Origin of the sequence: Chitinophaga sp. Hz27, assembly GCF_042263525.1 — a bacterium.
Lineage (GTDB): Bacteria > Bacteroidota > Bacteroidia > Chitinophagales > Chitinophagaceae > Chitinophaga.
In genome coordinates this window covers 156,212-170,455 of record NZ_JBHKFJ010000005.1, presented here as the reverse complement: position 1 = coordinate 170,455, position 14,244 = coordinate 156,212, and the positions used below count along the sequence as shown (strand labels likewise).

At 43.5% G+C, this 14,244-nt stretch carries 13 protein-coding genes and 1 riboswitch; of the genes, 8 read left to right on the top strand and 5 right to left on the bottom strand.

Annotated features, from left to right (window positions below):
• The first annotated feature begins 151 nt into the window (after positions 1–151).
• The 4 genes from ACE38W_RS12795 (at position 152) to ACE38W_RS12780 (ending at position 7,506) form a co-directional block, all read left to right on the top strand.
• Positions 152–769: an RNA polymerase sigma factor gene (locus tag ACE38W_RS12795; protein ID WP_375831387.1), complete on the top strand. Its 618-nt coding sequence runs from the start codon at positions 152–154 to the stop codon at positions 767–769.
• 96 nt (positions 770–865) lie between these two features.
• Positions 866–1,936, top strand: coding sequence for a FecR family protein (locus tag ACE38W_RS12790; RefSeq protein ID WP_375831384.1), 1,071 nt, complete (start codon positions 866–868; stop codon positions 1,934–1,936).
• Positions 1,937–2,151: 215 nt separating this feature from the next.
• Positions 2,152–5,877, top strand: coding sequence for a SusC/RagA family TonB-linked outer membrane protein (locus ACE38W_RS12785; RefSeq protein ID WP_375831382.1), 3,726 nt, complete (start codon positions 2,152–2,154; stop codon positions 5,875–5,877).
• Between the two features lie 30 nt (positions 5,878–5,907).
• Complete coding sequence (locus ACE38W_RS12780) at positions 5,908–7,506, top strand: SusD/RagB family nutrient-binding outer membrane lipoprotein (RefSeq protein WP_375831379.1); 1,599 nt, start codon at positions 5,908–5,910, stop codon at positions 7,504–7,506.
• Positions 7,507–7,594: 88 nt separating this feature from the next.
• Here the strand turns inward: ACE38W_RS12780 and ACE38W_RS12775 are convergent, their stop codons facing one another.
• The 5 genes from ACE38W_RS12775 to ACE38W_RS12755 form a co-directional block, all read right to left on the bottom strand.
• A complete protein-coding gene (locus ACE38W_RS12775; protein WP_375831377.1) occupies positions 7,595–8,005 on the bottom strand; it encodes a hypothetical protein in 411 nt (136 codons plus the stop codon).
• A gap of 113 nt (positions 8,006–8,118) precedes the next feature.
• Complete coding sequence (locus ACE38W_RS12770; RefSeq protein ID WP_375831376.1) at positions 8,119–8,601, bottom strand: DUF4920 domain-containing protein; 483 nt, start codon at positions 8,599–8,601, stop codon at positions 8,119–8,121.
• Between the two features lie 88 nt (positions 8,602–8,689).
• Positions 8,690–9,154, bottom strand: a complete 465-nt coding sequence (locus ACE38W_RS12765; RefSeq protein WP_375831374.1) for a YciI family protein — start codon at positions 9,152–9,154, stop codon at positions 8,690–8,692.
• Between the two features lie 65 nt (positions 9,155–9,219).
• Entirely contained in the window at positions 9,220–9,993 is a 774-nt protein-coding gene (locus ACE38W_RS12760) for a helix-turn-helix domain-containing protein (RefSeq protein WP_375831372.1), read from the bottom strand.
• A gap of 177 nt (positions 9,994–10,170) precedes the next feature.
• Positions 10,171–10,827, bottom strand: coding sequence for a hypothetical protein (locus tag ACE38W_RS12755; protein ID WP_375831370.1), 657 nt, complete (start codon positions 10,825–10,827; stop codon positions 10,171–10,173).
• A gap of 270 nt (positions 10,828–11,097) precedes the next feature.
• Here ACE38W_RS12755 and ACE38W_RS12750 point away from each other — a divergent pair, with 270 nt between their 5' ends.
• The 4 genes from ACE38W_RS12750 (at position 11,098) to ACE38W_RS12735 (ending at position 13,854) form a co-directional block, all read left to right on the top strand.
• Complete coding sequence (locus ACE38W_RS12750) at positions 11,098–11,400, top strand: DUF3175 domain-containing protein (protein WP_375831369.1); 303 nt, start codon at positions 11,098–11,100, stop codon at positions 11,398–11,400.
• Between the two features lie 37 nt (positions 11,401–11,437).
• Positions 11,438–11,614: a hypothetical protein gene (locus ACE38W_RS12745; protein ID WP_375831368.1), complete on the top strand. Its 177-nt coding sequence runs from the start codon at positions 11,438–11,440 to the stop codon at positions 11,612–11,614.
• A gap of 778 nt (positions 11,615–12,392) precedes the next feature.
• Positions 12,393–13,202 (top strand): ThuA domain-containing protein, encoded by an 810-nt coding sequence (locus ACE38W_RS12740; protein ID WP_375831367.1) that lies wholly within the window; start codon positions 12,393–12,395, stop codon positions 13,200–13,202.
• An 82-nt stretch (positions 13,203–13,284) separates the two neighbouring features.
• Complete coding sequence (locus ACE38W_RS12735; protein WP_375831365.1) at positions 13,285–13,854, top strand: hypothetical protein; 570 nt, start codon at positions 13,285–13,287, stop codon at positions 13,852–13,854.
• Between the two features lie 86 nt (positions 13,855–13,940).
• Positions 13,941–14,144, top strand: a riboswitch (cobalamin riboswitch).
• Positions 14,145–14,244: the final 100 nt, after the last annotated feature.

The following is a 14,244-nucleotide window of genomic DNA, read 5'->3' as shown; positions in this document are numbered from 1 at the left end:
TTGGGTTAGCAGTAGGGTAGATGTCTGTTGTATTACTTTTTTTATTGACATAGCTTTTTCTTATTTGCAGATAAGAAAAATTATCTTACATTGAAGCCAGTAGTGACCGTAAGAACAACCGAAATCTATTCCCTATAATATCGTGCATGCCATGCCAGGATCGATAGTGAATATACTTGATGAGCAGAATTTATGGACTCGATTTAAATCTGGAGATAAGCCAGCTTTCACGCAGATTTATCGGGGGTATACTGCGCTGTTATTACAATATGGTATTCGATTTTGTGATGACCATGAGAAATTAAAAGACCTTATCCACGATCTCTTTATAGAACTCTGGAATACCAGGGGGCAATTATCTGATACAGATAATATCCGCTTTTATCTCTGCAAAAGTCTCAAGTATAAATTAATACGCGCCAATTACAATTACCGCAATGCTGCCGGTAAAATTCACCAGTATGCGCAAACGCTGGAGGAGTCCGGCAAAGAGCTGACCGCAGAGGACCGTATTATTGATGCGGAAATTTCCGGTTCCCGTACAGATATATTGGATAAGGCTATACGCCGCCTTTCCAGGAGGCAGCAGGAAATAATCACCCTTCGCTTTTATATGGGCCTTAGCAATGCCGAAATTGCTGATATGATGCAGATGAAGTACCAGTCTGTCAGCAATTTATTATACAGTGCCCTTACCCGTATTAAGGAAACCCTTGAATCATCAGGGTTTGCGCCCCGTCTACTGGAAACCTTCCATCTTTTTTTATAAATCAGAAAAAAAGTTTAAAATTTTTGAGTATAAAAATGTTGTTGCTGTCATATACCTATAGACGGCAACATAAATGCCGTGCATAATTCACGTTGCATGAAGAATTTTGACGATGCCATCTGGAAATTTCTGCAAGATGACCGCTTTATAAAATGGGTATTATTTCCCGATGAAGCAACTTGCCAGTATTGGAATACGTGGCAGGAACAACATCCGGAACAACAGCAAACATTGCTGGATGCCCGTGCTATAGCTGCACAGTTGCACCTGCAAAGCGCAGTAGCTATTCCTGCAGGAATGGAAGATGATATCCATCGCAGGATTGAAATGTCAATGGAAGAATCCAATTCAAGGCCTGTCATTCCATTATCCCAAAAGATAGGAAGGCGTTTCTCTTTCCGCATTGCCGCCGCAGCCGCACTGTTGCTGATACTCTCTGCCACTTTCCTCCTCCTCCACAGTGGCGGACGCAGCAAAAAAGGGCAGGCTGCTGCGGAAAATGAGCCGCTCATTACCCGCACCAACAACAGCTCCGTTAATACAACGGCTTACCTCACCGATGGTTCCAGGGTGTTGCTGAAAACCGGCGCCAGTATTCAACATCATAACTTTTTACAAAATAACAGGAGAGAAGTATTCCTAAAAGGAGAAGCCTTCTTCGATGTGGCCAAAGATATCAGTCATCCATTCTTTGTATATACAGATAATGTAGCCATCAAAGTATTAGGAACCAGCTTTAATATTGGCCAGGATAATACCGGCAAAACTGTCGTTACTGTTGTATCAGGGAAAATAGCCGTATGCCCGAAAGCTGATACCAGCAAAAGTTATGTGGTGACCGCCAATCACCAGGTAAGCTATGACCCAAGAAATACAGCGTTCGTAGCCGAACAACCAAATACCAATAGGCTGAAGACATTCAAGATTACCAACGATTCTACTTTTGTTTTTGACGAAGCACGCGTACTGGACGTTTTTGCCAGACTGGAAATCGCTTATCGCATCAAAATCCACGCTGATGAAAAGACCTATGCGAAATGCAGTATTACCACGAATATCACTAAAGAATCATTTGAAGATAAGCTGAGCATCATTTGCTCCGCCATTAATGCTAACTATTCTATTACAGCAGGGGAAGTGTTTATCTCCGGGAAGGCTTGTAATTGAGACTGGTAAGGAAATTCACTACTCGTATCATATTAACCAAAATCAAGTAAAACGATTTATCAATGACGATTACCTGAGAATTCCATCTTTAAAAAAAAGTGGCGATGCGCTAACACCGCCACCAATCCTGGTTCCCAGTGAAGTCTGTTCCACTTCACTAAGGGCATGTTTTGCTCTATTAACGCTAATTAATCACTACAAAACATTTTGAAGTTATGCACAAATTTGCAAACTCCAACCGCTATGTCATATTTTTTATGAGGGTTGCTCTGTTACAAATATCATTGCTGCTATGCTTTATCACCTGTGCCTTTGCCGATGGGGCGCGTGCGCAGGAGATCCTGAATACGCGGCTGTCTCTTAATCTGCCTCCAACAGAACTGAAAGGAGTGCTGAAAAAAATTACGGAAAAAACTTCCGTCAACTTCACGTATTCCAATGCCACGCTGACGAATCATCAGCGGGTGGTGCTCAATGCCAAAGAAGAACGCCTCGGTGATGTACTGGAGCGTATTCTCACACCACTGCATCTTACCTATGAAGTTATCAACGAGCAAGTCGTGCTCAAAAAACAAAATAAGCTGGCGATCAACATGGAGGCGATGGATGCCTTCCGCAAAAAAATCAGTGGGAACGTCCGCGCCACTGACGGCACCACATTACCCGGCGTTACAGTGGTAGTGGCAGGTACCTCCAAAGGTACCACCACCGATGCACAGGGAAACTTCTCTCTCGATGCCAACGAAGGCGATGTACTGGTATTTACTTTTGTGGGGTTTACCACCCAGCGTATAACGGTAGCACAAAACCCTAACCTCAACGTTACCATGACCAGCTCCGCGACTTCTCTCGACGGTGTTGCAGTGACGGCACTCGGTATTAAAAGAAGTGTTCGTGCGCTTGGTTTCTCTCAGGAAGAGGTAAAAGGCGCCGAACTGGCAAGGTCTAATGCACCCAATATCATCAATGCATTAAGTGGTAAAATGGCTGGTGTGAATGTCACCACCCCCAACGGCGTAGATGGTGGTAGTACCCGCATCGTTATCGGTGGTAATAACACTATCCAGGGCGACAACCAGCCACTCATCGTAGTGGATGGCATGCCTATGGCCAACGACATGCCCAGCACCTATGATGTACGCAACAACCCTTCTGGTAGTGCACTGTTAAGCGGTGATAAATCAGATGCTAAAAGTCCGAGCTCTCCTAAAGATTATGGTAGCCCAATCAACATGATCAATCCGGAAGATATTGAATCTGTGAGCGTACTGAAGGGCCCTACTGCCGCAGCTTTGTATGGTGGTAAGGGCGCCAATGGCGTTATCCTCATCACAACGAAAAAAGGTGCTAAACGCAATGGCCTGGGCCTCGATTATACCTTTGGTTATAAAACTGTTCAACCATACCGTTTTGTAAAATTGCAGAACGAATATGGCGCGGGTGGTATGACCTCATTGAACGCACCTGATTATCCAAGAGATAATAACAATGTACCGATGCTCACCGATGGCTGGAATGGCTTGTTCGTAGATCCTAAAACCGGTACCGGTCCTTATGGCGTCGATACCTGGAACCAGGTAGGATGGGCAGGCTCTGGTCTTTCGTGGGGGCCTAAAATGGATGGCACCATGATAAAATGGTGGGATGGCACTATGAAAGCAAATACACCACAGCCGGATAATGTGAAGCTATTGTATAGCAACGGCCAGCAATCCACACATAATGTTGCCTTCTCCGGCGGCAATGAATGGGGTTCTATCCGCGGTTCTTTCACTCATCTGGATAATACCGCCATCGTTCCTAATAGCGGCTACAATCGCAATACCTTTAACCTGGGAACCAATATGCGTCTTTCCAAAAAGGTAACTGCACAAATCACTACTTCGTATATCATCAACAGTTATCATAACCCTCCGCAGTTAGGTAACAACGATGGTAGCTCCTGGCAGAAAAGGCTGATATATAATGCTGGCAGAAACTATAAAGGAGAAGATATCGATACCTATAAAAATGCTGATGGATCACAGAATACACTCAGTGGCTTTCCTTGGGTAGGTAACGGCGGTTACCTGGTATGGAACCTCCTTCAAAATAATACGACACTGGATAAACGAAAACTCCTGGGCGGCATACAGCTGAACTATGAAGCTACCTCCTTCCTGGACATCGTGCTCCGTGGCGGCCTCGATAACAACACCAATGAGCTGACCACTAAAAACACCCCTACCGATGCACTTGGTCTGAAAGGCTACTATGGCCATGGTTTGGAACGTGATAATGCCAGCAACATGGATTTCATCGCCACCTTGCATAAAGACAAACTTTTCAATAGTGGGTTCAATGGTAAATTCTCTGTAGGTGGAACTTCTTACAGAAGAGATATGTATGGCTCCTATGGTTATAATGATAACTGGGCTATCCCTTTCGTATATTCCTTGAATACAGGTACCTACCTCGACAACCCGCATCCTGTTACAGAAGCGATTCTGCGCAAGCGTATGAATTCTTTATACAGCTTCATGAACCTCTCGTATAAAAATTATCTGTTCCTGGATGTTACAGGGCGTAATGACTGGTCTTCCGCACTGCCAAAAGGCCAATGGTCTTACTTTTTCCCTTCCGTGGCTGGTAGCTTTGTATTTTCAGACCTGTTGAAAACAGATCCGCATATTTTAAGCTTTGGTAAACTGCGCGTGGCATGGGCTAAAGCGGCGGTGGATCCTAACCCTTATCAGGTAAATTACAATTACCAGGTAAATACTTTCGCTGGTCAGACATCCATACAATTGCCAACATCACTGCCTGCACTGAACTATAAACCTGCTATCAACACCACCACAGACATCGGGCTGGTATTGGGTTTCATGGACAACCGGATCAACCTCGATCTTCGTTATTACAGAGGAAGATCTACCAACCAGATCTTAAACTCTCCGCTGCCTGTCAGTGCTGGTGTAAACCAGATCATTGTTAACAGCGGTGAGCTGGAAAACTCTGGCTATGAAATGATCCTGAATGCCAAAGTGGTAAACCATCACAATTTTGGATGGAATGTAGGGCTGAACCTTGCACATAACAGCAACAAGTTGCTGGGCTTATCTGAAGGCGTTGAACGCGTGATCATGGGTAGCGTATGGAATGATAACGGTAGCCACGGACCACTGGTAGCCGCTAAAGTAGGCGATCAGCTGGGAACTATCTATGGCTACGACTTCAAAAAAGATGCGCAAGGCCGCAGAATCTTAGCATCAGCGCCTTATGGTCATCCTGAAATGAAAGGAACCATCTACGAGGCTACGGATAATCTCGTGCCTATTGGTAATGCCACGCCTAAACTGACAGGTGGCATCACCAATTCTTTCACCTTACCGAAAGGCTTCACCATAAGTACATTGATTGATTTCAAAATCGGTGGCGACGTATGGTCAGGTACCTATGCCACTATCATGCAACAGGGACAGGCACGTGAAACGCTGAAAGAAAGAGATGGAGGCGGACTTCCATATACTACGCCTGATGGCACCAAAACCAACTGGGGTGTGATCTTACCAGGCGTTTATGAAGATGGAAAAGTAAATGATCAGGTTGTTCACTATTACTATAAATATATGCCTTATGGTGTGTGGAGCAGCACCGATATTGGTGGCGGCGCAAAAGGTAGCGACTGGATCAACTCTACTTCTGTTTTTGAAAACACATGGGTGAAAATGAGAGAGATCTCTTTCAACTATCAGGTGCCGGATAATATTGTTAAACGTACCCGTGTATTCCAATCCGCGAATATCTCCCTGGTGGGCAGAGATCTGTTCTACATCTACTCAAAATTACCTGATAACATCAATCCGGAAGGTATCAATGGCGCAGGAAACGTACAGGGACTAGAGTATATGTCGCTCCCTAGTGCACGCTCCTTTGGTTTCCAGGTAAGGGTTTCATTCTAACAAGTGTTGTTCATTCTTAAATGTGATCTCATGAAATTTTCAAATAGAATCTGGTTATACGTTTCAGGCGCAGCGATGATGCTTGGTGCATGTACAAAAGATTTCCAGGATATAAATACAACTCCGGGCTTGCCGGTATCTGCTGCCACCGGGCCACTGGTTAATGGTGTGATCAGCACAATGTTCCTGTTGGGGCAGGAGCAGGCTGCAGTACATAATGAGTGGTACTATCCGGTAACACAACTGGGTTCCATTGCAGGTAGCTCCGGTTATCTTGTACAAAATGGCGCCAACGATCTCTGGACAGATTACTACAATACACTACAAAACTTAAACGTCATCCAGGACCAGATCAACGCCTATAGCGGTGATAAGGAGGAAATGAATAATGTGCAGGCCATTACTTATATACTACGCGCCTACAAAACCTTCCGTATGACCGATCAGTTCGGGGATATGCCTTATTTCGGCGCAGCCAGGGCGTATAGCAATAACAGCAGCGAGTTCCGTCCGATATATGATAGCCAGCAAAGAATTTATGATAGTTTGCTGGTAAATCTCAAATGGGCATCTACACATATTAAAACTGGTAGTGCCACCACCGCTGCTGGCAAACCATATGTGACACTGGGTTCCAGCGAAACGTTCTTCAATGGTAATATGCTGCTATGGCAGAAATTTGCCAACGCTTTATTGTTGCGTCAGGCGATACAGATGGTAGAAAAAGATCCTGCTACAGCAACACCATATATCCAGTATGCATTGAGTGGCGTGCCGTTGATAGAAGATGGGGAAGATGTAGGTATGTGGCCTGGGAAAATGCTGAAAGTGCTTACTGATAGCCGTTTTTGGGCATTCTCTTCGCATCGTTTCCTCCGTCTCAGCACCACCGTTTGGAATATGATGGCAACGGATAAAACTACCGCCGGTATTTTTGATCCAAGAGCAAAACTCTTCTTCGAAACAAATCAGGCTGGAAACTGGGCGCCATTGGGCCCGGCGGCAGGTACCGATCCTACCAATCCATACCAGGATAAACGTGATGCGGATATTACCAACAAAGATAATTGCATCTATTCTCCATTCAATTACTACCTGGTTAGAGATCTTTATTATCAGCCTGAAGTAATGCTCTCTGCTGCGGAAGTTCATTTCCTCAAAGCAGAAGCCAATGCCAGAGGATTAGGTGTAACAAAAAATATGACCACTGCGGGTACGGAGTATACAGCCGGTATTAAATCTTCCGTAAACTTCTGGTATAATATTGCGCATAATACCAACGTGACCAATGACAATTGGGCGGCAGTAGCGCCAGCAAGTCCTACGGATGCAGAAATGAATGCCTTACTGACAAATACAAAAGTGGCTTTCACTGGTACTGATGACCAGCTGCTGGATAAAATCTATGCACAGGAATGGTTGAGTTATTTCCGTCAGCCATGGCTGGCTTATAATCTCTGGCGCCGTACAGGCCGCACACCGCGTGATGGCAACCCTAATCAGTATATGAACTTCAACAGGTTGCAATATCCCGAAAGTGAGTCTATTGATAATGCGGCTAACTTCAAAACACAGGTGGCTGCAATGGGTGGTAACTCTACTACTGTTAAAGTATGGTGGATGAAATAGTGCAGTGAACGATATTGAATGATTCATGAAAAGCAAAACCCCTCCGCAATTGGAGGGGTTTGCTTTTTATAAATCTGTGATAGGACGCTTATTCGTTAGCTTTTTCTTTTTCTTTTGCTTCGCGGCGTTCATGACGTTCTTTGTATTTTTCTTTTGCATGTTCACGTCTTTCCGCTTTGTTCTCTTCGTATTTTTTGTACTGGTCGTCATTCAGTACTTTCTTCAGTTCTCCATCTCTTTCTTCACTAATACCTCTCATCTGTTTTCCTTTTTCGTTCCTGCTTATGCTATTATCTTTGCGCAGGGTAGTCATTCTGTCGGAGAAGTTTTTATTAATGTCGTACACTTTGTGGTACTGGTCATCATTGAGAGATAACCTGCTTTTCATGGAGTCGGTCATTACTTTCACATAGTCAGGCTTATTTTGGGCAAACAATTTATCACCCGGTAGCAGAAGCCATGTCAGCAGTAATACCGGCAGTAAAAAAATCTTTTTCATAGCCGATAGCTTTTACTTTTAAACAACGAGTGGCGAGGAATTGTTCAACAAGCACAACGGCCTTCCAGTAGAGGAAAGCCGTTACAGTAATGAGTTTTGAGCAGATTATTTTATTATTGTAGCACTAAGATGCCGCTGGCCGTATAGCGATATTCTTTTAACGGTTCAGTAATCGCATCTATCTCTGCCTGTGGTTTTTTGGCATCCTCAGCATAGTGGCGCTGTTCAGCAACTGAGGTAACATGCTGGTAGGCAACGCCATCTAAAACGATGGTTCTGCCTTTGATGTCCAGGGGGACAAAAAAGCCATAGTCTTTCATTTTTACAAATGCAGTGGTACTGTCATTTACCTGTAATTTCATCCAGCAGCCTTTCTTGGGACAAACGTCTAATACTTTAGCCTGGATTTTTACCGCTAGTTTACCCGTATCATTTTTTAATAGTCCTGGTAATTTGGAGGCATCTACCGCACCTGGAGCAGTAGCGCCTGCGCCGTATTTAGCATTTGGATTGGCAGGGCCTTTAGGTGGCTGGGCAACTGTGATGGTTACTATCAGCAATAATGCTGCCATCAGGGATATCAGTCTCTTTAGCATAAGTAATATAGGTTTATGGCAATTTAAATAAAATGCGTGAAACCAGCTCCGCTATCGGGGGCTGATTTCACGCATCTGCCAAAAATCTTTAGTAGCTGCTAACTGGAACGGCTGCACGCAATGGCTTACGGATTTCTACTTTGCCGCCGAAATCAAGTACAGGAACCATCTTAGCAAGTTCCAATGCCTGTTCGTCGCTCTCTGCTTCAATATTAATAAAGCTCACAACACGCATAGCATCTCCCAGCTCTTCCTGGGCCACCGTTCTATTGTTACCGCTTACGATCACACCTGCCTGTACCACAGGATTACCGTATAGATAATGCTTGTTGGCTTTCCACTCGGCGGTTACCTTATCCCAGCCGGCACGAACTTTTTCAATCTGCTCCTGGGTTAATTGCTTAGGATTTACGCTTACGATAAATACATACTCTTTCATGGGACTATTGTTTTTTGGGTGAGAAGGAAGCTGCTGCGGTTGTTGGGCATATACGCTGCTACCTGTTATCAGCACGCCTAAAACCATCGCCATACTAATCATCACTGTTTTCATATATTGAATGTTTACAGTGTAAAATTAGCCAGGAGAGAGAGGGGAGAATTGTAAAAAATCATTTTTTACCAATGCCGCTCGTTGCGGAAGAAATCGAGGGGTGCTAATCCTGTAAGCTGTTTGAAATCTTTGGTGAAATGGGCCTGATCAAAATAGCCGGTTTCATAAGCCAGTGCTGTCAGGGATTTCGATGGATCGTAAGAAGTGATGATATGCCGGAGTCGTACAATGGCGGCAAAATTTTTTGGGGTAGTGCCTACTGCCTGTCTGAATTTCTTTTCAAAAGGATCTCTACTTACATATAAGTCTTTCACGAGATCGGCTATACGTATATTTCCTTTTTCGGCCGTTATGGCGGCAACAGCTTGTTGCACCATTGCATAACTGCCCGCAGGTTGCAACAGGCTGCGAAGCCAGTCTTCTATTATTTTTATTCGGCAAACAGTAGTAGTAGATTCCTGTAGTTTTTCGCTGATATCTCGAAGTTCCTGCTGCGGTAATAATTCATGTAATCCCAGCATCATGCCATTAATTTCGTGCATGGGCGTACGAAAAAATGCGCCTGCGGCACCTTCTCTGAAGGCTACCAGCAACATGCTGGTGCGTTGCATATAAGCCACTTCCTGCGCTGTTTTGCGGATGCCTGCAATGCCGACGGCCGCCACACTGCTGGCATGGCCATCGCGGGTATGCATCACATCTCCCGTCAATTTAAAACTAAGCGTGATACTGGTATCTGGTAATACATTATTCACTATACCATCATCACTGCTGATAATCATATAGTGTTTGATATATGGTTGTAATAATAAATCTGGCGTGAAATAGCGTAGTTCCATCGTTATAAATTACTATATGAAGATACGCATTATTTCAGGTCTAAACGTTGTTTCGTAATCTTCGGTATATCTTCCTGGTGGCGATGGACGGTAAGTTCCTACCAGCGGCTTTCCAGCAGCAACTCGATGTGACCTAGAGAGGTCCTGTTGATTATATGACAGCATAAGTAAATAGGCTTAATGAAAAAATCGGGCTTTATGAAAATGTACAGGCGGATGTACAATTCCTTTCACCAATGCCTTCCACTGTACTTTAGAAAATCCGGTAATAGCTCCCAGTCCGATGAAAAAGTTGCGGACCTTATCCAGCATTCGTTTAGACCGGATGTTAGGCTTTTCATTTCTGCCGTAAACAGCTGCGCCAATGGTATTTCCTATTTTGGTAACAACAAAGGAGCTGGTGGCATCTTTCTCAAAAAAATGCGTTGCGCTGGCATCATTGTTTGCAGGTGGATGATATGGTCTTACTTTGATACCGATATAAGCAAGTTCTTTTTTGGCATCGGCGCCACCTTCTATATGTTCGATCTTAACCCAGTCAAAGCCTTTTCCTGCCTTATTCCCTGGCCCCGGAATATTGATGCGGATACTGTCGCCTTCCTGTGCTTCTCTGTTTACTTTAGCACCATTGGCAGCGATGAGCTGAAAAGTAGCGCTAAGATCTCCGCTGATTTTATGCCAGTTGTTGATATCCAATAGCCGATGCCTGGCTGTCTCATATAATTGCTGCGCTTCGTTAGAACTGGCAGCGGTTATAGAACTGGTTGTATTGGACTGTCCACCTGCCGATTGCTCAGGTACCAGTCCTGGAATGAAGATGTTTGTCCTGTGCATAGTTCCGTTTTTTATGAAAGGCCAATAATAATGCCGGTAGAAGAACCCAATAGAAAAGCGGGCACGCGCGGAATTGAATAAGTGGGAGTGTGGACTTCGTATCCCGGCTTGTAGCGCTGGTACTACACTGCTTTTGCTGTAACAGGGGCAACAGTAAAAAGATAGAAAGCAGCTACAGCCAAGGAAAACCTTACTGACAGTGAATAAGAGGTTTTAACAATTTTTTGCTTTTTATGGGACTTGTTTTGATGAATAGTGAATAGAAAAACAATGATGGCTAAAATAAAACAGCATAAACAAACAAAAAGGAAATGGTCGGCAAGGGTTACCAAAACGAGCGATGCATTGGATTTAGAAAAAGGAATCTTCAAGAAAGACGATCCAATGGAAATTGCGCGCTCCTTGAAACGTTCGGCCCAAAGAAGCCGCCGGAGGAAAGGAACTCCTTACCAATCAGCCATGTCCATGCTTAACTTTTATATCAACAGAGCTGGTAAAAATCTACCTGAAAAACAACTAAATACTTTGGAAGAATCCAAAGACAAGCTAAAGGAGATATTTCATAAGGCCTGATATAAAAGCATTGTTAATTCTCTAAATTTTTATGATCATGCACAAGGGAAATCATTCCGGCCGACATCCGGAACAAAATCGCGAAAGGTCATCAAGCAGAGAATCAAAAATGACCGACGAAAGAAAAAATCCTGACCTGGATAAAAAGGAAGGAAACATCGATCAACAACCAATCAATAAAGGCCATCAGTCCAAACGTAAGGGCGGACATTAATGGTAATTATATTTCATTTGTCTAAATAAAAAAAAATATATCGACGATCATTGAAATTTAGCGTCATGGCAGTATACAAGGTATTTACCACTGCCATGACGCTATTTGAATTTCTGCCAGAGAACACCATCGGCGCCTTTCTGCAAATACCTTTCTTCAGCTTGCCGTAGCGGGTATTACAAAATGAATTGCCGAAAGCCCGATGGCTGTTTCTCTGATAATATTCGTAGGTACAAGACAAGAAACGGTTTAATATATTTTTCTGATGGTAGTAATTGATCTATTTTTATTTAGTTTTTATATCAGCAGATAGCACGCAAGAACCTACATTTTTAGACTTTCCACACAAGCCTGGTTCAAAATCAACCCATTACCTAACTATGATAGTTTATTAACGCCCGATAATTCTTCTTACCATGGAACCATTCACAATGATGTTTTTTCTTACCTGTGCAACTAAATTAGATGGCATTTACAATGCATTCAGAAATAAAGAGAAAGATAGAATGAAAATAGAAGCCTTATTTCTACTTACAGCAGTGGTGGTATATTTTTGCATAACGTTTGCTACTAATTTATTAAAGTAGGCTACCATAAAAGGGACCGCCTAATATATTAAACCCTATCGCATCAAATGCGGAAGGGTTTTTCTTTTAAATATACGTTAGTGTCAGAATGAGAAATTTACTACTTCTTCTCTACGTCAAATACCCCGTAATTCGCTACTGTAGGAGAATTTGTTGCTCATCTCTTCAAATTTCATTTATTTTTATCTCCTATGAAAAATGTATTACTTCCATTATTGTTATTACTGAGCTGCTGTACCTATGGGCAGAAAAAATTCCACGTCATCGCATTCTATACCGGCGAACAAGACCAGGCACATATCAGCTACGTTCATGAAGCCAACAAATGGTTTGATTCTGTAGCTACAGCCAATAATTTTGCGTACCGGCCTACCCGCAACTGGTCCCTGCTAAATGAAGATACCCTGCAAGGCTACCAGGTAGTGATGTTTCTGGATACACGACCTGAAAAACCAGAACAACGCGCTGCTTTCCAATCTTACATGGAAAAAGGCGGCGCCTGGATAGGCTTTCACTTTGCAGCATTTGCACTCACCCCATCTGCAGTACCTGCAAACTGGGATTGGTATCACAATACCTTCCTGGGCAGTGGCGCTTATGTCAGCAATACCTGGCGCCCTACTTCCGCGGTGCTGCGTGTAGAAGATCGCAAACATCCTGTGGTGAAAGGATTGCCACCTACCTTCAAATCCAGTCCCAATGAATGGTACCGCTGGAGCAACGATCTAACCAAAAATCCGGATATCGATATTTTGCTGGCAATTGATTCCAGCAGCTTCCCTTTAGGTACCGGGCCTAAACAATATGAAATATGGCATAGTGGCTACTATCCTGTGGTTTGGACCAATAAAAAATTCCGGATGGTATATATGAATATGGGACACAATGATATCGATTACGAAAACCACACAAACAAAGAGTTATCGTTTACTTTCGATAACCCTATACAAGGCAAGTTGGTACTACAGGCCCTGCTATGGCTAGGAAGAGGGAAGAAATAATACAAGGAGTACTCACTTGATTACTTAGCGGTATACAGGATAGAACTACGTATATTCGTTACTGTTAATGTATCCCTGTACCATGAAAAAGAATTGCTTTATCAATCTCGTAGGACTACTGTTTCTCCTTTGTGCTTGTGCCCATATGGTAAGCCCTGTTGGTAAAGTCAATGAGATGCCCTCGTATATGGGACAGGCCAGCCCGGGTGATAGTTGTATCGCTATTCTCGGGCCGTCTCCTTTTCGTAGCCTGCCTGGTGTGGACCTTGATAGCTTCAAAAGAGATATTCCGATAATCAATGCAGGAGATTTTGACGGTGAACAGAAGTCATTGGAGAGTGGTGTTCATAATACAACTATCGTCTTGCCATTTTTTGAAATTTTTGATGATACAGTCATAGTATATAAAAACCAGGAAAAGCTAGCCGAGATGAGGATCTACACGAATGAAAATCCTTATATCAGCACTGGGTACTCGTATAAAGATGTTGTAGCCGCTGATTTGTGTGTTACAGATGTCATTACCATCTGCTTGAAATCACAGCGGCGCTATATTCAATTTGTGCCGGATCTTCGCTTGCCGCTATGCAGCATTCAACGCTATAATCAAAAATGGTATATCAGTCCTAGAGCCAGTATGACTCTTAAATAGAATGTGCTTACAGACAGGTAATTAAGCCTTAATTTCCCCTACTGTCATTTATTCCCAACTTTTTAGCTAACTTCGCCCGGTTAAAAATAATACGATAGGCGCATGGTTTACGTCCTTTCTACCTGGAAGGCCGTAATTAAAAGGGAACTCGGGTGAAAATCCCGGACAGTCCCGCTGCTGTAAGTCTCCATAGAAAACGCCCAGGCTCTCCAAGGTCACTGTCTTTAAGATGGGAAGGCCGCCTGAGGTGGAGATAAGTCAGAATACCTGCCACACGCTTTGATTTTTGAGCTTTCGCGGAATGAGGCTCGGAAGTAATAGCTGTCACCTTACGGTGGCGTTTATACTATTTCCATTTTTATTACTCAACCGAAGGCTGTTAAATGCAAA